This is a genomic window from Kitasatospora sp. NPDC101176, assembly GCF_044768035.1.
GTDB lineage: Bacteria > Actinomycetota > Actinomycetes > Streptomycetales > Streptomycetaceae > Kitasatospora.
In genome coordinates this window covers 131,033-152,580 of sequence record NZ_JBIWPA010000012.1, presented here as the reverse complement: position 1 = coordinate 152,580, position 21,548 = coordinate 131,033, and the positions used below count along the sequence as shown (strand labels likewise).

The window sequence follows — 21,548 nt, the reverse complement described above, 5'->3', positions numbered from 1 at the left end:
CTCTCAGCGGGCCGGCGGGACGAGGACGGTGCGGTCGAACGGGCCGCCGTGTGCGGCGGCGTACGCGACGGCCTCGTTGACGGCGTCGAGGCCGAACGACCGGACCCGTTCGGGGGCGAGGTCCAGGGCGCCCGAGGCGAGGAGCCGGACGATGCCGACGTTCGCCGTCCGCGGATACATCCACTGACCGCGCACGGTGATCGAGTTGCGCATGATCCACGGGTAGGGAAGCGCGAGGTCCGCGCCGCCGAGCATGCCGACGCCGCCCATGAGGACGACGCGGCCGTACTCCCGCACCGTCATGGCCGCCGTGCGTGCCACCGGGCTGGGCGCGCCCGGCGGGAACAGGTCGATCACCATGTCGATCGGGCCGTCGCCCGCCGCGGACATCGCCGCACGGTCGCCGGCCTCGTCCCCCGTGAGCGGGACCGGGCACACGCGCGGGCCGAACCGGTCGGCGAGGAGGTCGAGCGCGGCCCGGTTGCGGCCCGGGGCGACCACACGGCCCGCCCCCATGGCGAGCGCGAGCGCGACCGCACTGCTGCCGAGGTTGCCGGTGGCCCCGCTCACCAGCAGCGTCTCACCGGCTGCGAGTCCCCCGGCCAGCAGCCCGCCGTAGGGGATGACGTGCACGCCGAGCGCGGCCCAGCGGGCCGGGTCCTCCCCCGCCGCCGCGGGCAACCGGAACACGTTCTCCGTAGGGACGCGCATGAGCTCGGCGAACGATCCGTCGTGCAGGTACCGGGCCAGCCGCGCGCCGCCCTCGCCGCGGGCGCTCCAGCCCTGGAGCGTGATGTCGGGCGTCAGGGCGTCGTCCCGCGAACGCACCGTGCAGTCGCACCACACCAGATCGCCGGGACGCAGCCGGGTGGCGTCCGGGCCCACGTGGACCACCCGCCCCACGCCGCCGATGCCGGGCACGACGGGAGGCACGAGCGGGTAGTTCCGCTCGCCGCTGAAGACCTCGGCCGCGTACGGGGCCACGCAGGTGGCGAGCACCTCGACCACCACCTCGCCGCCACCGGCCTCGGGGTCGGGCACCTCCCGCACCGTGAGCGGGGCGCCGAACCGCGTCAGAACTGCTGCTCGCACGTGATGACCTCCGTGTTCGTCCGTGTTCGTCGCGATCGACACTAGGAGCCCGGCGAGCATGCGGGAAGCGACGATCGAGCATCTGTGGTATGCGTATGCCGCATGGACGTCGCCAGCACAGGCCTGCGGGTCCTGCGGCAGATCGCCGAGTCCGGCAGCTTCACCGCGGCCGCCACCCGGCTCGGCTACACCCAGTCGGCGGTCTCACGCCAGGCCGCCTCCCTCGAACGGAGCGCGGGCACCACCCTGTTCGAACGCCGCCCCGACGGCGTGCGGCTCACCCCCGCGGGTCTGGCCCTGCTGCGCCACGCCCGCACGATCCTGGACTGCCTGACTGCGGCCGAGCACGACCTCACCGGCACCGCCCCGCGGACCGAACTGGTGCGCCTCGGACTGTTCCTGAGCGCGGGCGCGGCCCTCCTGCCTCCCTCGCTCGCCCGCCTCGCGGCGACCGACCCGCAGATCACGGTCACCACGGCCGAGGGCACCACGCCCGCCCTGGTCCGGGCCCTGCGCGCGGGCTCGATCGACCTCGCCGTGCTGACGTCCCGCCCGCCCCACCGGCCCCCGGACGGCGAGTCACCGCGCCTGCACGTCGAGACCGTCGCGGACACCGAACTGCTCGTGGCGGCGCCGTCCACCGGAGCGTTCGCCGGCCGCACCACGGTGCACGTCGACGACCTGGTCGACGCCCCCTGGATCGCCGCCCCGGCGTCGGCCTCCGAACCGCTGCTCGGCGCCTGGCCCGGACTGCCCGGCCGGCCGCGCATCGTCCACTCCGCGCGCGACTGGCTGACGAAGCTCCACCTGGTCGCCGGCGGCTTCGGGGTGACGACGGTTCCCTCCCGGCTCGCGCCGATGCTCCCGCCCGGGGTGAGCCTGCTGCACGTCGAAGGCGCACCACCCGAAATCCGCCGGGTCCTCGTGGCGCGTCTCCCCGGCCGCCCGGCCCCGGCGGTCACGGCCGTCACCCGCGCGATCGTCTCGACCGTCTGACACGTGGCGCCGTCGGATCCGGAGGGAGGCCTCGGCGCCGGCGTCGGATCCGGAGGGAGACCTCGGCGCTGCCCTCGACGAGGAGGCCGGCAGGGCGCCGGCTCCTCGCGTCAGGGCGGCATCAGAGTCGTGTCAAGGACACCGGGCGACCCGTCCGAACGCCGGGCACCACGGCGGAGCGCCGCACGCCCCGACCACGGCTGCTCAGGTGCCCCCGGGCCGGCGGTCGGTGGGCCGCTCCAGGTACCGGGCCGTCATCAGGTGGGAGAAGCCCATGATGGTCTCCTGCGGGCTGACACCGGTGGCGCCCGGCAGGACGCTCGCGTCACACAGCCGCAGATTGGTGAAGCCGTGCGGGCGTCCCTGGGCGTCGCACACTCCGCCCAGGGTGGGCGGACCCATCCGGCAGGACGCCATGGCGTGAACGGAGATCAGGTCCCAGCTCTCGGGCCGGCCGTGCACCGCGAAGTCGGCCGCCTGCGCGGCCGTGGTCAGGCCGGCGGGTGCGGGCGGCAGCAGTTCGACCGCGCCCGCCTCCAGGAGGAGCTCGGCGGTGCGCCGGAACGCGGAGCGGAGGAGGTCCCGGTCGCTGCCGGTCAGGCGGTGCCGCAGGACCGCGCCGAGGCCGGGTACCACCAGCAGCCGTGCGGTGCCCTGGACGCTCACCTGCGTCGTGTAGACCGCGATCCGGTCCAGCTGGGCCAGCATCCGGTCCACCGTCCCGGCGGGGTGGGCGGCCAGCGCCGCGGCGAGCGACCCCGGGGTGAGGTTCCCGGGCATCACCCGCACGCCCCGGTCGGCGAACTCCTGCAGTTGCGCGGTGAAGATGGTGCCCTCGGCTGCGCGGACGGATTCGCCGAAGCGCGCCACCGTGCGGAAGTTGACGTGGAACGCGATGGCCCGGCCCGGGCCGCGTCCGCCGATGCCACTGCGCCGCAGCAGCAGCGCGCTGCCGATCGGGCCTGCGGCCAGGAACACCGTCCGCGGGAGGTAGCGCAGCCGTCGGCCGCCGCGCAGGGCGTGCACGACGGTGACCCGGGTGCCGTCGTGTTCGAGCCAGACGACCCGGGTGTCGGGCTCGATGACCGCTGCGAGCCGTTCGGCGGCGGGCAGGTAACTCACCAGCATGCTCTGCTTGGCCCCGCTGGGGCAGCCGGTGACGCACCGGTTGGCGTGCCGGCAGCCCTGGACCGCCCGGCGGGCCGGTGCCCAGCGCCAGCCGAGCCGGTCGGCCGCCTGGGCGAGCAGCACCGAGTCGCGGTTTCCCCGCCCGGGCGGCTGGTCGATGACACCGAGGCGCCGCTCCGCCTCGGCCAGGTGCGGAGCGAGGTGGTGGGCCCGGAAGCCGTCGACGCCGGCGGACGCCCAGCACTCCAGCAGGTGTTCCGGAGGACGCCAGAGCAGACCTCCGTTGACGACGGTGGTCCCCCCGACGCAACGCCCCTCCCCGAAGGGGATGGTGGGTGCGCCGTGGATGGGCACCAGACCGCCCTGGCGGTAGAGCAGACGCAGGTTCTCCGCCGGGGACGCCCGGGTGATCCTCGCCTGCGGGACGAGCGGGCCCTCCTCGAGGACGCGGACCTCCCGGCCCGCGGCGGCGAGCTCCAGGGCCGCGGTGCTGCCGCCGGCTCCCGAGCCGATCACCAGGGCGTCGCAACGGACGGTACGGACGGTCCTGGTCATCCGGGCTCCTGCGGTGGTGTGGTGGAGGCCCCGTCCAGAGCGCCGTGCAGGGCCAGCGCAAGGCTCACCCTGAGGAGTTCGGCGCAGCCGGGCACCGTGGAGAGCCGGTCGGCGACCCGTTGCGGACGGGCCCGGTCCGAGGTGCCCCGGAGCGGGCCGGTCGGGTCCGCGAGGACGACGGCGACCGGGAACACCCGCATCAGCAGGGCGAACGCCAGGCGGTACGGCTTCGGGAGGACGGCGAGGGTGGCGGCCGTGTGCCGGACGGCGGCGGCCTGGCGGGACGGTTCGGACAGGGCCGTGCAGCGGCCCGCCCAGAGCGGCGGGAGCCCGGCGGAGCGTACGCGCCGTTCCCAGGCCCGCAGGCGACGGTGCTCCCGCGCGGTGCGGAACCCTTCGGCGGGCGGTGCGGGACGGGCCGCCGGGGAGCTCATGCGCCGACCTTCTCCCTGACCAGGCCTGCCAGGAGACGGGGCATCCCCTTGGCCAGTACCGCGTCCAGGGCCTCCAGGAAGAGGTCGAGGTCGGAGTCCTCGGCCACCAGGGGAGGCGCGACGATCAGGGGGAGGTCGTGATTGGAGCCGTAGTAGGTGAGCACACCGTGGTCACGGTAGAGGGCGGCGACGACGGCGGCGGTGGCCAGCTTCGCCCCGGCCTGCGGGTCGCGCGCGAAGGAGGAGGGCAGCAGCCGCAGCGCGTGGTCGAGGGCGGCCGGACCGTGGCGCAGGACGACGCCCTGGAGGGCGCCGGTGCCGCGCACCTCCGCGATCAGGTGCGGATGGTCGGCGGCGACGGCGGTGAGGCCGCGGCGCAGCCGTTCGCCGAGGCGGCGGGCTCTGGCCGGGTAGTCGTCCTCGACCGCGATCGCCACGGCCTCCAGTGCGGTGGCCGTCTCCTCTCCGAAGCCGTAGTAGGTGGTGCTGTGCAGGGTGGCGTCCGGAAGCGAGTCGTAGGCCCTGCGGAAGACGGGCTCCCTGGCGACGTAGCCGGAGATGGACGACTTGCCGCCGCCGAAGGACTTGGAGGTCGTCACCACGTCCGGGACCAGGCCGGGGTGGCGCATGAAGTGGAAGAGGGAGCCGGTCCTTCCCCAGGAGGTGTAGACCTCGTCGAAGATCAGGACGATGTCCTGCTCGGTGCACAGCCGGCGTGCCTCGCGCAGGAACTCCTCCGAGCACTCGCGGAGGCTGGAGGCGCTGAAGGGCTCCAGGACCAACGCGTAGACGTCGCTCCCGCCCTCGGGCGTAGTGTGGCGCTCCAGGGCCAGTTCGAGGGAGGCAAGGTCGTCGAAGGCGAAACCGTCGGTGCCGGGGATCCGCGGGAAGCTGAAGTGCACCTCCGGCGAGGCGGTCAGGCTCCCGGCGCCGAGCAGCTTGCCGTGGAAGGCGATGTCGCTGTGCAGGACGGTGCCGCGGTGGCCGCGGTGGTACTTGTAGGCCATCTTCAGGGCGCCCTCGACAGCCTCGGCGCCCGAGTTGGGGAAGTAGCTGACGTCGAGGTCCGCGGGCAGCAGCTGAGCCAGGTTGTGCCCGAGGGCGGCGACGTACGGTGAGAAGTAGTTCTTGTGGACCTCCATGCGCTGCAGATCCTGGAAGCGCCGGCGGGCGGCCAGGATGCGGGGGTGGTTGTGGCCGTGGTTCAGGACGCCGATCCCGCCGGTGAAGTCCAGGACGCGCCGACCGTCGCGCAGGGTGATCCAGCAGCCCGCGGCGCTGTCCACGACGTCGCGGCCGAAGCCGAAGGCGGAGAGCAGCGTCACCTGGCCCCGGCTGACATGGCGGCGGTAGAGCTCGTGCACCCGCGCGATCGGCATCCGCTCGCAGTCCTCGGTGCTGATCAGGGAGTTCATGGCGTCCCCTCCTCGGGGCCGGACTGCGGACCGGTGCCGTGCCCGGCGCCGGGAAGTCGTGGATCGGGGGCCGTACGGCGCGCGGTCCGCATCCGGTCGGCGATCAGGCGGCCGGCGTGCCGCCCCTGCCGCATGGCGTAGTTGGTGCCCCGGTCCTGGGGGTAGACCTGGGCCATGCTGGCCAGGTAGAGCCCCGGGACGTCGGTCTCCATCGCCGGGATGCGGTCGGAGTAGTGCGGGGTGATGACCGGCTGGGCGTGGTCGGCGCGCCAGACGTGGTAGCGCCGGACCCAGTCGCGGTGGAACTGCGGGAACATGCGGCTCAGGTGCGGAAGGCTGGCGTGGAACACCGCGTCGTCGTCCATCCGGTACAGCTCGGCACTGGTCGGGAGGTAGGCGGACAGGTAGACCAGGTGGCGCCCGGCGTAGGCGTCGGATTCCTCCAGGTTGGTGTGCTCGATGACGCCGACGAACGGGAAGGAGGGGTCGGTGACGTTGAGCCAGTAGGTGTCCGACAGCGACCGGTCGTTCTGCAGCACCAGGCACAGATTGGCGAGGTAGGGGATGTCGGACAATCGCCGCCGGACGGCCGGCACGTTCGGATGGGGCGGTGGTCCGGCGGCGGCGGGGGCGAGGAAGCCGGCGAGCAGGTCCGGCGCCGTGGTGGCCAGGACCCGCCGTGCGGGCAGTACGCCGTTCCCGGTGCGGACCCCGCACACCCCGTGGGCGTCGGTCACCACCTGCCGTACCGGGGTGTCGGTGCAGATCCGGACTCCCAGTTCGGAGAGGCGCGAGACCCACGCGTCCAGCAGGGCCGCGCAGCCACCCCGCAGGTAGTAGAGGACCTCGCGGCCGCTGTGTGACCGGCTGCCGCCGCGCAGGTGGAGCTTGGTCCACATCCAGGTGGCGCCGACCTCGGTCGCGTACTGGCCGAACTTGCCTTCCAGCAGCGGACGCCAGACGGTCTCGTAGACCTGCTGCCCGCTCAGCCCCACCAGCCACTCCCGGGCCGTGAGGTCCTCCAGGTCCCGCCAGTGCCGCACCCGGTGGGCGCGCACCGCGGACCAGCCCAGCCGGACCCGGTCGGGCAGCGGGAGGGGGGCGAACCGCAGCACGTCCCACGGGCTCGACAACCGGTACACCGAGTTCGCGTAGTAGACGCCGGTCCGGGTCCGGTGCGGCTGGAGCAGGTGGGAGCAGCCGAGCTCCGCGCACAGCCCCCGGACCTCCAGGTCGGAGGAGAACCAGTGGTGGTAGAAGCGTTCGAGCCGGGCTCCCCCGACCTCGAACGACCCTGCCAGGCCGCCGACGAACGGCTCACGCTCCAGCACCCGGCAGGCCACCCCGGCCAGGGCGAGCTCGTGGGCGGCGGCAAGGCCGGTGAACCCGCCGCCGATCACCAGGACCTCGTCGCCGGGCGCCCCGGCCGCCGCCCGGCCGTCCCGCGCTGCCGGACCCGCCACCGGGCCGCTCACGAGGCCGCCGCCGAGGCCGCGCTGTTCTCGGACATCGCTGCTCCCTTCGAATCCTCCGGCGCTGTTCCGTCCGGAGGTGGTGAACGGGGAGGTGTGGAAGGTCTGGGCGGCGCAGGCACGGCCTCGCCGGCTTCGGAGGCGCCTCCGCCCCGCCGCGACCCGCAGCGGCCGGAGGCTCCGGTCGATCACTGGTGTCAGGGGAGGGTGGCGTGCCGTCCCGACGGGGGAGGCACCGCCTCACGGGGAGGCCTTCGGAATCACCGCCGGGCGATTCAGGCTCCCAGAGGACCCTAGCACCGCGCCTGACTCCCGGCCTGCGGAGGCGCCGCTGACCTGCCGCGATTCGCACACGTGCGACGGCCCGGGCGGAGCCCGCCCGACGACGGGGCAGCCGACGGCCGCGGCGTCGGACGGGCCTGCGCCCGCTCGTCCCCGGTGACCCCGCCGGGTGACCGGAGCGACGCCGCTCCGGTTGCCCCGGTCGTCGCGCGGCCGACATCATCGAGGCTGGACCACGTCGCGTCAGCGATGTCGCGACGTCGCGTCCGATCGCGAAGGCGATCAGCTCGGCGACCAGGAAGGTGACACGCCATGGACGCCACGCCACAGCAGCCGCTGCGATACGCCGTCGGACTGCCCAACAGGCGCGAGTACGCGGATCCCCGCCTGCTCCGCGAACTGGGAGCGCTCGCGGAGCGGTCCGGCTGGGACGGCTTCTTCCTCTGGGACGGCCAGGTCGCGGAGCACCCGGACGAGCACGTCACCGACTCGTGGACCACCCTGGCCGCCGTCGCCGCCGACACGGAGCGCCTGCGACTCGGCGTCATGGTCAGCGTGCTCGCCCTCAAGCGCCCTGCCGAAGTCGCCCGTGCAACCGTCGCGTTGGACCTCCTCACCGGCGGACGGCTGGTCTTCGGCGCCGGCCTGGGGTCCTCCGCCGCCGAGTTCCGGGCACTGGGCCACGACCCGGACCCACGGGTGCGGGCGGAGAAGCTGGACGAAGCCCTCCACGTACTCGATGGGCTGTGGGCGGGCCGGCCCTTCACCTTCCACGGCCGCTGGTTCACCGTCACGGACCTCGACTTCCAACCGGTGAGCCCGCAGCGTCCTCGCATCCCCGTGTGGATCGCCGGCACCTGGCCCTCACGACGGCCCATGCGGCGGGCGGCGCACTGGGACGGTGTCTTCCCCACCCGGGCGGGCGTGGGCCACACCCAGATGATGCCTCCCGCCGACCTGGAGGCCGTGGTCTCCTACGTCCGCGCCCACCGGACCGTCCAGGAGGGACCGTTCGACGTGGTGATGGAGGGTCAGACGTCCGGCCTACGGCGGGACGCCGACGCCGCGGTCGTCGCCCCGTACCGGGCGGCCGGCCTCACCTGGTGGGTGGAGAAACTGGGCTGGTTCCGGGGCCCGGTCGAACTCGTCCGCGCTCGGATCGGATCCGGACCCCCTGTTCCCTCCGGTCCGGGAGCCGATCCCCTCGGACCCGCTTCCCCGGCCGGCCGTCCGTGAGGCCGTCGTCGGCCATGCCCACCACCGTCGGCGTCAGCGACCGGCGGAGGCAAGGGGGCGCCGGAACATCAGGGCGTGCACCGTGAAGCGGGATCCGTCGAAGTCCGCCCGGCCGGCCGCCCGCCGTTCCTTCAACAGGCCCAGCATGGTGTCCTTGTGCTCCGCGTACGTCAGGAGCGGGATGTCCATCTCGACGATCTCGAGCGTGTGCGTCTCATAGCCGCGCCCGGTGAGCTGCGCGACGGTCCGGGGGATGTCGGCGAGCGAGGAGTGCGCCATGAGCAGGATGCCGCCCGGTGCGAGGAGCGTGTCCATCCGCTCGACCACGGCGTCGTACATCGCGCGGCCTCCCTCCTTCGCGACGAGAGCGGTTTCCAGGCCGTCTCCCCTCGCGTAGCCGGGGTCGTGCGGCAGGTGCGGCGGATTCGTGATCACCAGGTCGAACGTGCCGTGCGGTGCGTAGTCCTCCACCGGCGAGGTGACACAGGTCAACCGGGTGGCGTCGAGACCGTTGGTCAGCACGTTCGCCACGGTCTGGGCCGCGGAGGCCGGGTTGATGTCGAGGGCGGTCACCCGCTTGGCGCCGGCTGCGAGCAGGGCGACGCTGTAGAGGCCCGAACCGGCCCCGATGTCCAGGGCGTTGACGCCGTTCAGGTCGGGAGCGTCGTCACCGTTGAGGGCGGCGATGAGGCTCAGCCCGCAATCGGTGGGGAAGAGGACCTCGGCGGGGTCCTCCACCGCCAGTTGCAGACGCATGCCGCGGAACTCGAAGATCCCGCACGAGGGACGGGACTGCCACAGCGAACCGCTCTGGCCGGCGGGCAGGGTGCGGCGCCGCGGCAGCGTCCGGGTCGGAGCGTGGGTCATCGCGGTGAGGACCTTTCGGGTTGGGGAAGCGGCTGGCGGGGTCCGAGGAGCGCAGGCGTCCGGGACTCCGGCGGATCGGGGACCGGTCGGCGCTTCTCGGGATGTCGTGACGCCCGGCCCGTCGGGCCGGTCAGTCGGCGAGGGCGGACAGCACGGTGCGGACGGCGTCGTCGGCGATCCGCCGGCCGCGAGGCTCCGGGATCAGGCCTACGACGTAGCCGAAGTTCCAGGCGAGCCGGCCGTGACTGGTGGTGGCGGTCGCCACGACGGCGCCCACCACCGAGATGCCCGTGACGAACTGTGCGTCGGAGACGCGCCACGAGCCGACCTGTTCGGGGAACACGTGGCGTCCGACATTGGACAGACAGAGGTTGATCGGCCCCTTCTCCTCCATGAACCGCATGAACGCCTCGCTGTCCGCCGTCGACTTCGGCCCCGCCCAGCGCGGCAGGCTGAGCATGGACAGGTGCTCCCGGCGCCTTCGCCGTCGCACCAGGTCCTGGCTGATCGCCCGGGCCGCGGGCCACAGGGACCCGTCCGGCTCGTAGCGGACGCGGGTGGGCACCGTGGCCACGAAGGTGCCGACCTCGTCGGGGGCGACGGCCGGATCGAGGTCCCCGCGGAAGTCGACCGGCGAGCCGATGGAGAACCACGTGCTCGGCGGGGCTCCCGCGTCCCGCGCGACGGCCGTGACCATCGCGGCGGCCAGGGCCCCGTGGACCGTGGTGCCGTGCCGCCTGGCCGCCAGCACCAGTTGTTCCAGCTGCTCGGCGGTCAGGAGCCGGTGCACCATCCGCGTGCGCCGTGTCCCGAAGGGGACCGGGCGGCTGGGGACGACGCGCTGGGCGGGATCCCGCCGGGCCGCCTGCCGGTCCCGCAGCATCATCAACCCCAGCCCCGCGGCCCCCGCCGGGCCGCGGTGGCGGCGCGGGAGGAGGTCCTCCGTCGCGGGCAGCGCCCGCCACGAGGCGGCGTGCGGCGGCGTACCGGCATCGGGTTGCGCGGCGAGCTCGATCCACTGCCGCAGCAGGGACAGGCACGTCCTTCCGTCGGCGATGCAGTGCGAGGCCGTCAGCACCAGGTCGTGGACGTCCCTCTCACCGTCCGCGCCGTTCCGTCCCGAGGTGATCACCACTGCGCGCAGCAGTGGCCCGGTACGCCAGTCGACGCTCTGCGCGAGCTCGTGGTCGTTGACCTCGCGCTCCCACTGCGCGTCGGCGGCGGGATCGTCCGCCGGTACGTCGACGTGCCGGAGCGGGATCCGCCGCCCGTCCACCGGCACGAACACGGGGTCCGCCCCGGTGCCGCGGTCGGCGATCGCGACGCGCAGCAGGGGGTGCCGGACCTGGAGGACGTCCAGCGCGCGGCGCAGCAGCGACGGCGGCAGGTGTCCGTGCACACGGACCCGGGCGATGACGTTGAGGGGCGAGGTCCGGTCGGCGATCCAGTACCAGCGCTCCAGGGGGCTGAGCTCGCGCCGGACCTCGATCGGTTCGGCGGCCGGGATTCCGGGGAACGTGAGGGCCTGCACGGTCTGCCGGACGAGGACGCCGCGGGGCACCGACCGGAAGTAGGCGTCCCGGGCCAGCCGCCGGCCGCGGCGGTCCTCCTGGGCGACGTCGCTCGCGGCGTGGGACGCGGCCACCATCGCCCTGGTGCGGTCGCGCCGCCGCCCTTCGTAGACGCGCAGGGCCGACACCGGGTCGTCGGCCGTCGCGGGCTCGGTGAGGGTGCGGGCCAGGACGACGGCGTCCTCGATGGCCATGGCCGCCCCCTGTCCGAGGGTCGCCAGCATGGGGTGTGCCGCGTCCCCGAGGAGCGTGACGGGGCCGTCTCCCCACCGTTCCAGGAAGGTCCGGTCGTGGGAGGGCACGGTGAGGACGTCCTCCGGCGGCGTGGCCTCGATCACCGCGCGCACCTCGTCGGCCCAGCCGGCGAAGGACCTCCCGAGGGCGTCCTTGACGCGGTCGGCGCCGTCCCCGCCGGCCGGATCCCCGACCGTGGGCAGCGCCGCCCACCAGTAGCAGCGGCCGTGGCCGATGTCGATCAGGCCGAACCGCCGGCCCCTGCCCCAGTAGTGGCGCACGCTGCCGGTGGTGACGCGCGGGTGTCGGAAGGAGGCGATGCCCAGCCGGTAGAAGTAGCCGCTGTCCCGCGGCGCTTCGGGGCCAGCGAGGTGGCGCCGCACGGCCGAGTCGAAGCCGTCGGCTCCGACCAGGATGCGGCCGCTCGCCGTACGCCCGTCCGCGAAGCGGACGGTGACACCGGCGTCGTCGGCCTCGAAACCGGTGGCGACCGCCCCCAGGTGGACCGGGCAGTCCGCGGCCTCCGCCAGCAGGGCCTCCTGGAGGTCCGTACGGCTGAGGCAGACACTGGGCGCGCCCACTCGCCCGCAGGCCTCCTTGAACGGCAGGTCCCTGATGCGCCGGCCGCGCGGGTCGGTGATCGTGAACGACTCCACGGTCTGGCCGCGCTTGTCCAGGCCGAGGTCGATCCCGAGGGTGGCCAGGGCGGTGACGGCGTTGCTCATGACCGACATGCCGGAGCCGGCGGCGCGCAGCCCGGTGGCGCGCTCGTACACCTCGACGTCGATGCCGACGCGCCTCAGGGCGACCGCGCAGGTCAGACCGCCGATGCCGGCGCCGATGATCAGGGCTTTCACGGGGGGCTTGGGTGACACTCTTCCTGCCTTACCGTGCGGTGGGGACGGCGTCGGTTCGCAGGAGGTCCGCGACGCTTCGGGCGACGTGTGCCACGTGCGGTTCCTCCATGATCGTCAAGTGGTCGCCGGGGACGCCGACGACGTGGATCCGCCCGCCGGTCATGCCGCTCCAGCCGTTGCAGGGGTCCTGGTGGCGGCTGCGGGCGGCGCGGTGCATGGCGTCGAGGACGGCGGGCAGCGGCTCCGTGGCGCGGATCAGCGTGAGGTCGTGGTCCTCCAGCGGGGGCCGGTAGGCCAGCGCTGCCTGCCAGTTGGCCCGGTAGACGCGGAACAGCCGGCGGATCAGGGCCGGGGAGCTGCCGGCCGGCAGGACCCCGCGCTCGCTCGCGACGCGGGCGATGAAGGCGAACTTCTCCTCCGGCGAACGGAGTCCGTCGGGAATGGCCCGCGCGGGCGAGTCGCTGCCGTCCCGCAGCCAGAGCAGCTCGTGGAAGAACCACTCCAGCACGGCCTCCGCGCTGTGCGGAACGCGCGGCCCCCGGGCCAGTGCGGTGGTGTCCAGCACCAGCAGGCGGGTCACCTCTTCGCCCGCCGCCCGCAGCCGGCGGGCGATCTCGAAGGCGACGAACCCGCCGAAGGACCACCCCCCGATCGTGTAGGGGCCCTGCGGCTGAACCCTCCGCAGGGCGGTGAGGTAGCTGTCCGCCAGCTCCTCGACGCTGCACAGCGGTGTGGTGCCCGGGTCGGCGCCGGCGGCCTGGAGCGCGTAGAGCGGCTGGTCGTCCGGGAGGTGCCGGGCGAGGCGGACGTAGCAGAGGACGTTGCCGCCCATCGGGTGGACCATGAACACCGGCGGACGGGTGCCCTGCGGACGGACCGGCACCAGCGGGTCGTACGAGGCTCTCGCCCCGCCGTCGCGCAGCCGCTCCGCGAGCCCCGCACAGGTGGGTGTCGCGATCAGCTGCGCCAGGGGGACGTGCACCCGGTAGCGCTGTTCGATCCGGCTGACCAGCCGCATCGCGGTCAGGGAGGTGCCGCCGAGCTCGAAGAGGTTGTCGTGCACCCCCACCGCGTCCAGGGACAGCGCGTCCGCCAGCATCTCGGTCAGGGCCTGCTCGTACGCGTCGCGCGGCCCGGCGTCGAGGGTGCGGACCGGGACGGTCAGCGGCGCGCGCCGCAGTGCCGCGTCGTCCCGCTTGCCGCTGGGGGTCAGCGGGTACCGGGTGACCCACTGCAGGTGGGAGGGGACCATGTGGTCGGGCAGGGTCGCACGGAGGTGCTCACGGATGGCGGCCAGGTCCTCGTCCGTGCCCTCGCCGAGGAGGAAGGCGGCGAGGAAGACCTCGCCGTCCTCGCGCCGGCGGGCCACGACTGCGGCGTCGCGCAGCCCGGGGTGCCCCGGTGCCAGGGCGGTGGCGGCCAGTTCCACCTCCGCCGGCTCCACGCGGAAGCCGCGCACCTTGACCTGGGTGTCGGCACGGCCGAGGAAGACGACGTCGCCGCCGGGGAGCAGCATCCCGAGGTCGCCCGTGTAGTACAGCAGGCGGTCGGCGTCGGCGAAGGGCTGCGGGAGGAAGCGCTCCTTGGTCAGGTCCGGCCGGCCCTCGTAGCCGTCGGCCAGGCACGCGCCGCCCAGGTGGATCTCGCCGCGGGCCCCGGCCGGGACCGGACGCATCCGCTCGTCCAGGACGTGCACCTCGGCTCCGTCGATGGCCTTGCCGATCGGTGGCAGCAGCGGGAAGGCCGCCGGGTCCCCGGTCATGGTGAACGCGGTGACGACGTGCGTCTCGGTCGGGCCGTACTGGTTCTCCAGCACCACCCCCGGCAGTCGGGCGCACAGCGCGCGGACCTCCGGGGTGACGCGCAGCTGCTCGCCGCAGAGGATCAGCACCCGCAGGGCCCGCGGGGTGAATCCGGACGTGGCCACTGCTTCGGCCAGTTGTTGGAGGGCCACCGGCGGGAGGAAGGCCTGCTCGACGCGCTCGCGGTCGAGCAGGCGCAGCAGTGCGGGCATGTCGCGCCGATCGGCGTCGCCGGCCAGGCACAGCGTGCCGCCGGAGCACAGGGTGGAGAAGATCTCCTGGAAGGAGATGTCGAAGCTCAGTGGTGCGAACTGCAGGGTGACGCCGCCCGGGACGGCGCTGGGCGCCGGCCCGTTCTGCCAGGCGACCAGGCCGGCCAGGGTCCGGTGCGGCATGGCGACGCCCTTGGGGGTGCCGGTGGAGCCCGAGGTGAACAGGACGTACGCGGTGCTCTCGGGGGCGACCCCGGCCTGCCGCTCGGCCACCGTGACGGTGTGGCCACCGGCTCGGTCCTCGCCCGCGGGCACCGGTGTGGTCGCCGTCTCGGCGGGCAGCAGCAGTGCCGGGTCGCCGGCGAGGTGGGCGTGCGCGGACCCGGCCACGACGCGGAAGGGCCGGGCCTGCTCCACCATCGTGGCCAGCCGGGCGGCGGGGTAGCCGACGTCCATCGGGACGACGGCGCATCCGGCCCGCAGGACGCCCAGGAGCACGGCGATGGTGCGCGGGGAGCGCTCCATGGCGATCCCGATCCGGGCGTTCGCCGGGGCTCCCAGCGCGCAGAGCCGCGCGGCGACGTGCCCGGAGGCCTCGGCGAGGCGCGCGTAGGTCCACCGTTCCTCACCCATGACCAGGGCGGTCGCGTCCGGGGTCCGTGCGGCCCGGTCGGCGATGCGCGCCACGACCGTGGGGTGCTCACCGGCCCGGGCGAGCCTCGGCCGGGGGGTGAGGAAGGCGAAGTCCGTTTCACCGTGCGGCTGTTCGAGCATCCGACGCAGGATGCCCAGGTAGGCGGCCGCGAAGAGGTCTCCCTGTTCGGCGGAGAACGTCGCGCCGTCGCAGTCGATCCGCAGCCACATCCCGCTGCCGTCCGGTTCGGTGACCGCGTTCACCAGGAGCCGGAGGTCGTTCTGCTCCCAGGTGTCGAACGCCGTCAGCCGCAGGCCGGGCAGGCGGATGACGTCGGCGAGCTGATGGAAGTGGACGTGGTTGAAAGCGGTGTCCACGACGGGCCCGCCGTGGTCCTCCTGGATGGCGCTCAGCGGGTAGTGGCGGTGGGGGTGACCGTCCTGTTCCTGGTGGAGGCCTTCGCGGGCCACCTCCAGCCAGCTCCGCCCTCCGGTGCCCAGCCGCATCGGCACGGTGTTCAGGAACAGCCCGGCGATGCGCTCCGCCCCGGCCAGCTCGGGCCGGCCGTGGGTGATCAGGCCGGTGGTCACCTCACGGGTGCCGGCCAGCGCGGCGAGCGTCAGGCCGTGCGCCGCGAACAGCACGGACTTCACGGGCAGGGCGTGTTCGGCCGCGAAGTGCCGCACCTGCTCGACGAGGTCGCCGGGAAGGTCGACCCGCCGCGAGGCGGGCCGGGCGGTGTCACCGGGCCTGTGCGGTGCGAACGCCTCGATCGGCAGGGGCTCGCAGCCGGTCAGCTTGTCCCGCCAGTAGCGTCGGGTCTCCTCCGAGCGCAGGGCGGTCTGCTCCTGGCGCACGTGGGTCGCCACCGAGGGAGGCGGGGTGTCGTCGACCGGGCCGATGTCCAGGCCGAGGCCGTGGGCGTAGTCCTGGAGCAGTTCCCGGAGCAGGGTGGCGACGCTGCCGCCGTCCAGGAGCGCGTGGTGGAAGCTGAGGACCAGGTCGACGGTGGAGGGCCGGATGTGGGCGCGGAACAGGTAGAGCGGCGCCCGGTCGAACGCGTACGGGTGGTGGCGGCGTTCCTCGACGTGCGCGCGCACCTCGGCGTCGGCCGCGGCGTCGCCGAGCGGACGCAGGTCGACGGTCTCCAGGGCGCCGTGCACGCGGGGGTGGACGACTTGGAGCGGTTCGGGGCCGGACAGGTCGAAGGCGGTTCGAAGGGCCGGGTGCCGCGCCGTCAGCCGGTCGAGGGCGCGGCGGAACTCCTCGTCGTTCCAGGGCATGTCGAGGGTGTACCGGAACACGTCCCGGTACCTGGCGGAGGATTCGTGCCTGCGGCTGTGGAAGAGCAGGCCGAGCTGGAGCCTGGTCAGCGGGTAGGCGTCCTCGGCGTCCCGGAGGCGTGCGCGGTCCACGTCGGCCACGAGGGCGAACGGAGCCGGGGGGGCTTCTGTCCCGCTCGGGTCGTACTCGGCGGTGCGAGCGGCGAGGCCGGCCACCGTCGGGTTCCGCAGGAGGTCGGTGAGCGAGAAGCGCAGGCCCCGGGCCTCCGCCTCGGCACGCACCCTGAGCGCCAGGATGGAGTCGCCACCGAGGGTGGAGTAGTCGTCGTGGATCCCCACGGCCTCATGGCCGAGCACGCGGGCCCAGACCGCGGCCAGGACGGCCTCGGTGGGATTGCGCGGCCGGCCGCCCGGGGCGCCCCCGGGGGTGTCGTCCGGCGACGGCAGCGCGGCGTGGTCGGTCTTGCCGTTGGGAGTGAGCGGGATCCCGTCGATCCGGGTGAACGACGCCGGGACCATGTGCACCGGCAGCGTCCGCCCGAGCCGTTCGCGCAACAGCGCCGTCCCGATCCGGGTCTCGGCGACGTAGTAGCCCGCCAGCACGGTCCCCCGGTCGTCGGGGGCGGGGCGGCCCACCACGACGGCGTCCCGTACGCCGGGGACGGTGCGCAGGACGGCGGCCACCTCGGCGGGCTCGACGCGGTGACCCCGGATCTTGACCTGGTCGTCGAGGCGTCCGAGGTACTCCAGGGTGCCGTCCGCGAGCCAGCGGGCCAGGTCCCCGCTGCGGTAGAGGCGGCCGCCCGCCACGAAGGGGTCGGCGCCGAACCTCTCGGCGGTCAGCTCCGGGCGGCCGAGGTACCCCCGGGCGACACCGACGCCGCCGATGCACAACTCGCCCGCGACCCCGACGGGCTGCGGCAGGTCGTCGGCACCCAGCACGTACAGCCTGGTGTTGTCGATCGGCCGGCCGATGGGCACCCGCGCGACGCCGCGGGCGGAGCCGCCCGGGCAGTCGTAGGACGAGACGTCGACCGTGGCCTCGGTCGGGCCGTACAGGTTCACCAGCCGCACCGGGTGCTCGGCGCCGGGCTCGCGGCCGCACTGCGCGGCCACCCGGTCGAACTGCTCGAGCCCGGCCGCGGGCAGCGCCTCGCCGCTGCAGAAGACGTGCCGCAGGGTCCGGACGCCCTCGCGGGCCTCCGCGGACTCCTCCAGGAGGTCCAGGAACGGACCGAGCATCGACGGGACGAAGTGCACGGCCGTGACCCGGTGTTCGCGGATCGCCCGCAGGACCTCGCGCGGGTCCCGCTGGCCGCCGGGTGGCAGCATCGCCACGGTCGCGCCCTCGACGGCCCACCAGAACAGCTCCCACACGGAGACGTCGAAGGAGACCGGCGTCTTCTGCAGGAGGACGTCCCGGCTCCCGAGCGGGTAGCGGCGCTGCATCCAGGCGAGGCGGTTGACCACGCTCCGGTGCTCGACCATCACGCCCTTGGGCTGTCCGGTCGAGCCGGAGGTGTAGATGACGTAGGCGAGGTCGCGGGAGGTGGCGAGCGGCTCGACCGGTGCTGCGCTGCCCACCAGCAGGCCGCCGATGCGTCGCACGCCCGCCTCGCCCGCCGGCGGGGCGGTGGGCGCGTCGTCGTCGACGATGACCACCTTGGCGCGGCTGTCGCGCAGCAGGAAGCCCACCCGCTCGGCCGGATGCCCGGGGTCCACCGGAACGTAGGCGCCGCCCGCCTTCAGGACGCCGAGCAGCGCGACCAGCAGCTGCGGCCCCCGTTCCATCATCACCGCGACCCGGTCGTCCGGGCCGACGCCCTCCGCGCGCAGGGCCCGCGCGAGGCGGTTGGCCCGCGCGTCGAGTTCGGCGTACGTCAGCGTCTGCCCGTCCGCGGCGGTGACCGCGGTCCGGTCCGGGTGGCGGGCGGCCCGTGCCTCGAACAGACCGTGCAGGGTCGCCTCGTCCGCGAAGGGCACCTGCGGGCCGCGGGCGCGCCCGACGGTGAGGTCCCCGTGTTCGGCGGTGGTCAGCATGGGGATCTCGCGGAGCGGGTGGTCCAGCAGGTCCAGACCGCGCGCCAGGAGCGTGGTGAGGTGACCGGCCACGGACGCGACGGGCAGGTGCTCGTCGAAGACGTCACGGGCGTAGTCCAGGTCGACACGGATCTCGGCCGTGTCGTCGAAGGCGGACACCACGACGCCCAGCGCGTCCTGGTCGTGCGAGGGCGCCATGAGCGCCGTCCGCCGCTCGAATCCGGGGACCCGGTCCGGCCTGGGCCAGTGCATGTAGGAGAGCGTCACGTCGAAGAGCTGCCCCGCGGTCCGGGCCGGCCCGGACCGTGCCCGCAGGACCTCGCCCAGCGAGAGCCGCTCGTGACGCCGGAGCGCACCGGTCGCGTCCCGGAGCTCGGCGAGCAGGTCCCGCAGGGTCCGCCCGCCGTGTGCCGCGACCCGCAGGGGCAAGGTGTTGGCGAACTGCCCGAGGACGACCTTGTGCCGCTCGGTCGGACGGTTGAGGAAGGGAACCCCGAGGACCACCTCCCCACTTCGGTGCAGGCGCGTCAGGTACGTACCGAGCACGGCCGCGACATAGCCGAACGGCGAGAATCCGGCGGCCCGGACCCGGCCGACGAGGGCACCGTCGATCACGAACGAGTGGCGACCGCGTCCACGCGGCCCCCTGTCCGTCGCGCGCTCGAACAGTGCGGGTGCGACGCCGTCGAGGTAGTCCCGGTAGAAGGCGCGGTCACGGTCGCCGTCCGCGCCGGCGTGGTGGGCGGCGTCCTCCTCGACGAACGCCAGGTAGGAGGGCGCCCCGCCGGCGCTCTGCTCCGGGTCGCAACGCCGCGCCCGGGCGTAGTCGAGGAGGATCTCCTGACCCAGCCGGTGGAGGGTCCAGCCGTCGGCCACGATGTGGTGCGCCTTGACGTGCAGATGCGTGACGTCCGGGCTCTCCAGCAGCAGTGTGGCTTCGACCAGCGGGCCCTGCGTGAGCGGCAGGGCTTCGGTCATCGAGCGGCGCATCCACGCGGCGCAGGCCGCCGCCGGCTCGGCTTCCCGTGACAGGTCGACCACGGCGACGGGGGCGCCCTCGTGCGCCACCCGCTGGGACGGGATCCCGCCGCTCTCCTCGAAGCGCAACCGGAACGTCTCGTGGCTCCGCAACGCGCGCGCGGTCGCGGCCGTGAGCCGGTCACGGTCGACCTCGCCGTGCAGGCGCTCGTGGAGCACGCAGTTGAACTGCGGTGACTCCGGCGCCTGCGCGCCGGCGGACCAGAGGTCGCGCTGGTACGCAGACAGCCGGTGCGGGGCCTGGTCGTTCATGCCCACGTGTCGGGGTTCCCTTCGAGCCGGACGGGGATCTCGCGGTGCCCGTTGAAGATGATGGAGGGCAGCGGGGTGAGGCGGTCGGGCGCGACGGCGAGGTCGAGCCCGGGGAAGCGGGAGAAGAGCGCCGGGAGGGCGATGCGCCCTTCGAGGCGGGCGAGTTCGGCGCCCAGGCAGTAGTGGGCTCCGTGGCCGAAGGCCAGGTGGTCACGGGTGGTCGCGCGGGTCACGTCGAACCGACCGGCGTCAGCGCCGTGCACCGCGGGGTCGCGGCCTGCCGCGGCGTAGTTGATGACGAGGGCGTCACCACGTGCGAAGGTCATCCCGGTCGTCTCGTCGTGCAGGTCCTCGGTGGGGAAGCGCAGGATGAAGTTCGCGACCGGGGCCTGGTGGCGCAGGGTCTCCTCCACCACCTGCTCCCAGCCGACCCGGCCCGACACGGCCAGCTCCAACTGGTCCGGGTGGGTGAGGAGGTTGACCACGGCGTGGTCGAGCATGCAGGCCGTCGTCCCGTAGCCCGCGCCGAGCAGCATCAGGATGCTGTCCGGCACTTCCTGATCGCTCAGCAGGCCCTCACGGTGGGTGTCGAGCAGGGTGGTGGCGAGGTCGTCGCCGGGGTGCTCGGTCTTGACGGCGATGAGGTCGTCGCAGAGCCGGGCCACCTCGGCGGTGATGGCGGCGGCCTGCGCCGCGGACAGGTTCGTCTCGAAGACGCTGTCGTTGACGGCCTGGAACCCGTCGTACATGGTCTCCGGCAGGCCCACCAGCGCGGCGACCGTCAGCCAGGGCAAGCGGGCGGCGAAGTGTGCCCGCAGGTCCACGATCCCGTCCGGGGCGGCTCTGGCGGCCTCGGCGAGGCGGTCCAGCAGCTCGGAGACGGTCTCCTCGATCCGCGGCGCGAGGTCGCGTACCCGGCGGGCGGTGAAGGCGGGCACCAGTGGACGGCGCAGCCGACGGCGATCGGGGCCGTAGGCCGTCTGGACGGTGCGGATCTCGATCCAGATCTGCAGCGGCCATCCGGAGGGGAGGTCGCCGTCGAGATAGGCGGGCCAGTGCAGTCGGGCGTCCTTGGAGACCCGGGGGTGGACCAGCAGACGCCGGACGAGGCCCGGGTCGGTCACCGACCACGCCGGTACACCGCCCGGCAGTACGACCCTGGCGGCGGGCCCCAGCACACGCAGCGCCGCGGTCTCGCCGTGGATGTCCGCGGCACCGCTGTCCAGGGGGAAGGGACAGCGGCTCGGGAGGGGCATGGAGGACAAGGGTGGTGACCTCGTTCGTCGGGACGATGTGGATGAGCGGCCGCCCGGGGTGTGGTGCGTGCTCGTGGGCCTCGCCGAGCGCTCGTGGTCGCAGGTGCGAGGCGAGGCGGCTCCACCACGAGGGCGCCAACCGGGGCCGCCGCCGTTGGTGTGCGACGGCCCGAAGCGACCCCGCCCTCCGCCGAGTGCCCGGCTCGCCCATCGGGCGTCGAGTCGAGCTGTCGCCAGGCGAGTTGGGATGCGCGGGCGGGGTCACTTCGGGCCCTCATCGGTGAAGCCTGACCGCACGGTCACGGACGCGCTCGGTCAGGCCGGAGCCCGTTCCGCTCAGACGTGCCCGAAGAACAGGCTGCCCGGTGCGTCCGGGTTGTCCGAGAGGAAGTGCTCGCGCACCGCACGGATGAACTCGTGGCGCGAGATCGCGCCGTCCCCGTCGGTGTCCAGCTTCATGAACGTGTCCATCGCGTCAGGCGCCTCGACGCGCCACACGTCCTTCAGGAACCGGGCGAACTCCTCCTTGCTGATCTCGTTGTCACCGTTGACGTCGATGACGTCGAAGACCACGTGCCCGGCACCGTCGGCCAGGTTGATCCGGCTGGTGTCCATGCTGGCGAGGCGGTTGGCCAGGACGAACTGGTCCTTCGCCAGCCGGTCCTGCTGAACGCCGGCGTGGCGCAGGATTTCCAGCCAGTACGTCTGGAAGAAGGAGTGGAGCGCCCTGGCGCGGCGGTCGTCCTTGCCGAGCTTGTAGGCCTGGATGTAGCGGTCGGCGAGCTTCTGGTAGTCCGACCAGTCCACGTAGCCGTCGTTGTCGGCATCCATGCTGTCGAATGTACGTTCGAGCTTGATGGTGATGACGTCCTGCGTGGCAGTAGCCATGTCA

At 73.8% G+C, this 21,548-nt stretch carries 12 protein-coding genes; 2 read left to right on the top strand and 10 right to left on the bottom strand.

From position 1 onward, the window contains the following. Positions 1-3: 3 nt before the first annotated feature. Positions 4-1,092, bottom strand: coding sequence for an alcohol dehydrogenase catalytic domain-containing protein (locus tag ACIRS1_RS19050; protein ID WP_402841091.1), 1,089 nt, complete (start codon positions 1,090-1,092; stop codon positions 4-6). A 102-nt stretch (positions 1,093-1,194) separates the two neighbouring features. Between ACIRS1_RS19050 and ACIRS1_RS19045 the strand changes: the two genes are divergently transcribed. Beyond that, complete coding sequence (locus tag ACIRS1_RS19045; RefSeq protein WP_402841088.1) at positions 1,195-2,088, top strand: LysR family transcriptional regulator; 894 nt, start codon at positions 1,195-1,197, stop codon at positions 2,086-2,088. 204 nt (positions 2,089-2,292) lie between these two features. On the opposite strand, the gene ACIRS1_RS19040 is transcribed toward ACIRS1_RS19045, so the two are convergent. From ACIRS1_RS19040 to ACIRS1_RS19025, 4 genes are read right to left on the bottom strand one after another with little or no spacing between them, the layout of a single operon-like run. Then, complete coding sequence (locus tag ACIRS1_RS19040; protein WP_402841085.1) at positions 2,293-3,771, bottom strand: GMC family oxidoreductase N-terminal domain-containing protein; 1,479 nt, start codon at positions 3,769-3,771, stop codon at positions 2,293-2,295. Further along, positions 3,768-4,205: a hypothetical protein gene (locus ACIRS1_RS19035; RefSeq protein ID WP_402841082.1), complete on the bottom strand. Its 438-nt coding sequence runs from the start codon at positions 4,203-4,205 to the stop codon at positions 3,768-3,770. The genes ACIRS1_RS19040 and ACIRS1_RS19035 overlap by 4 nt, the downstream gene beginning before the upstream one ends. Further along, positions 4,202-5,620, bottom strand: coding sequence for an aspartate aminotransferase family protein (locus tag ACIRS1_RS19030; RefSeq protein ID WP_402841080.1), 1,419 nt, complete (start codon positions 5,618-5,620; stop codon positions 4,202-4,204). The genes ACIRS1_RS19035 and ACIRS1_RS19030 overlap by 4 nt, the downstream gene beginning before the upstream one ends. Next, positions 5,617-7,083 carry an NAD(P)/FAD-dependent oxidoreductase gene (locus tag ACIRS1_RS19025; RefSeq protein WP_402841078.1) on the bottom strand — a complete coding sequence of 489 codons (1,467 nt, stop codon included), beginning with the start codon at positions 7,081-7,083 and terminating at the stop codon, positions 5,617-5,619. Before ACIRS1_RS19025 ends, ACIRS1_RS19030 begins: the two co-directional genes overlap by 4 nt. A gap of 603 nt (positions 7,084-7,686) precedes the next feature. Between ACIRS1_RS19025 and ACIRS1_RS19020 the strand changes: the two genes are divergently transcribed. Next, positions 7,687-8,610: an LLM class flavin-dependent oxidoreductase gene (locus ACIRS1_RS19020; protein WP_402841075.1), complete on the top strand. Its 924-nt coding sequence runs from the start codon at positions 7,687-7,689 to the stop codon at positions 8,608-8,610. Between the two features lie 33 nt (positions 8,611-8,643). Here the strand turns inward: ACIRS1_RS19020 and ACIRS1_RS19015 are convergent, their stop codons facing one another. The 5 genes from ACIRS1_RS19015 to ACIRS1_RS18995 form a co-directional block, all read right to left on the bottom strand. Then, a complete protein-coding gene (locus ACIRS1_RS19015; RefSeq protein ID WP_402841065.1) occupies positions 8,644-9,477 on the bottom strand; it encodes a 50S ribosomal protein L11 methyltransferase in 834 nt (277 codons plus the stop codon). Positions 9,478-9,607: 130 nt separating this feature from the next. Next, positions 9,608-12,139 carry an FAD-dependent monooxygenase gene (locus ACIRS1_RS19010; RefSeq protein ID WP_402841063.1) on the bottom strand — a complete coding sequence of 844 codons (2,532 nt, stop codon included), beginning with the start codon at positions 12,137-12,139 and terminating at the stop codon, positions 9,608-9,610. Positions 12,140-12,167: 28 nt separating this feature from the next. Continuing rightward, a complete protein-coding gene (locus ACIRS1_RS19005; protein WP_402841216.1) occupies positions 12,168-19,400 on the bottom strand; it encodes an amino acid adenylation domain-containing protein in 7,233 nt (2,410 codons plus the stop codon). Then, positions 19,397-20,656, bottom strand: coding sequence for a cytochrome P450 (locus tag ACIRS1_RS19000; RefSeq protein WP_402841060.1), 1,260 nt, complete (start codon positions 20,654-20,656; stop codon positions 19,397-19,399). The genes ACIRS1_RS19005 and ACIRS1_RS19000 overlap by 4 nt, the downstream gene beginning before the upstream one ends. A gap of 336 nt (positions 20,657-20,992) precedes the next feature. Next, entirely contained in the window at positions 20,993-21,544 is a 552-nt protein-coding gene (locus ACIRS1_RS18995) for an EF-hand domain-containing protein (protein WP_402841057.1), read from the bottom strand. Between the last annotated feature and the right edge of the window lie 4 nt (positions 21,545-21,548).

Coding starts and splice junctions, on each gene's coding strand:
- ACIRS1_RS19005 (WP_402841216.1), bottom strand. CDS start 19,400: ATGAACGACCAGGCCCCGCACCGGCTGTCTGCGTACCAGCGCGACCTC.
- ACIRS1_RS19015 (WP_402841065.1), bottom strand. CDS start 9,477: ATGACCCACGCTCCGACCCGGACGCTGCCGCGGCGCCGCACCCTGCCC.
- ACIRS1_RS19045 (WP_402841088.1), top strand. CDS start 1,195: ATGGACGTCGCCAGCACAGGCCTGCGGGTCCTGCGGCAGATCGCCGAG.
- ACIRS1_RS19040 (WP_402841085.1), bottom strand. CDS start 3,771: ATGACCAGGACCGTCCGTACCGTCCGTTGCGACGCCCTGGTGATCGGC.
- ACIRS1_RS19035 (WP_402841082.1), bottom strand. CDS start 4,205: ATGAGCTCCCCGGCGGCCCGTCCCGCACCGCCCGCCGAAGGGTTCCGC.
- ACIRS1_RS19020 (WP_402841075.1), top strand. CDS start 7,687: ATGGACGCCACGCCACAGCAGCCGCTGCGATACGCCGTCGGACTGCCC.
- ACIRS1_RS19030 (WP_402841080.1), bottom strand. CDS start 5,620: ATGAACTCCCTGATCAGCACCGAGGACTGCGAGCGGATGCCGATCGCG.
- ACIRS1_RS19000 (WP_402841060.1), bottom strand. CDS start 20,656: ATGCCCCTCCCGAGCCGCTGTCCCTTCCCCCTGGACAGCGGTGCCGCG.
- ACIRS1_RS18995 (WP_402841057.1), bottom strand. CDS start 21,544: ATGGCTACTGCCACGCAGGACGTCATCACCATCAAGCTCGAACGTACA.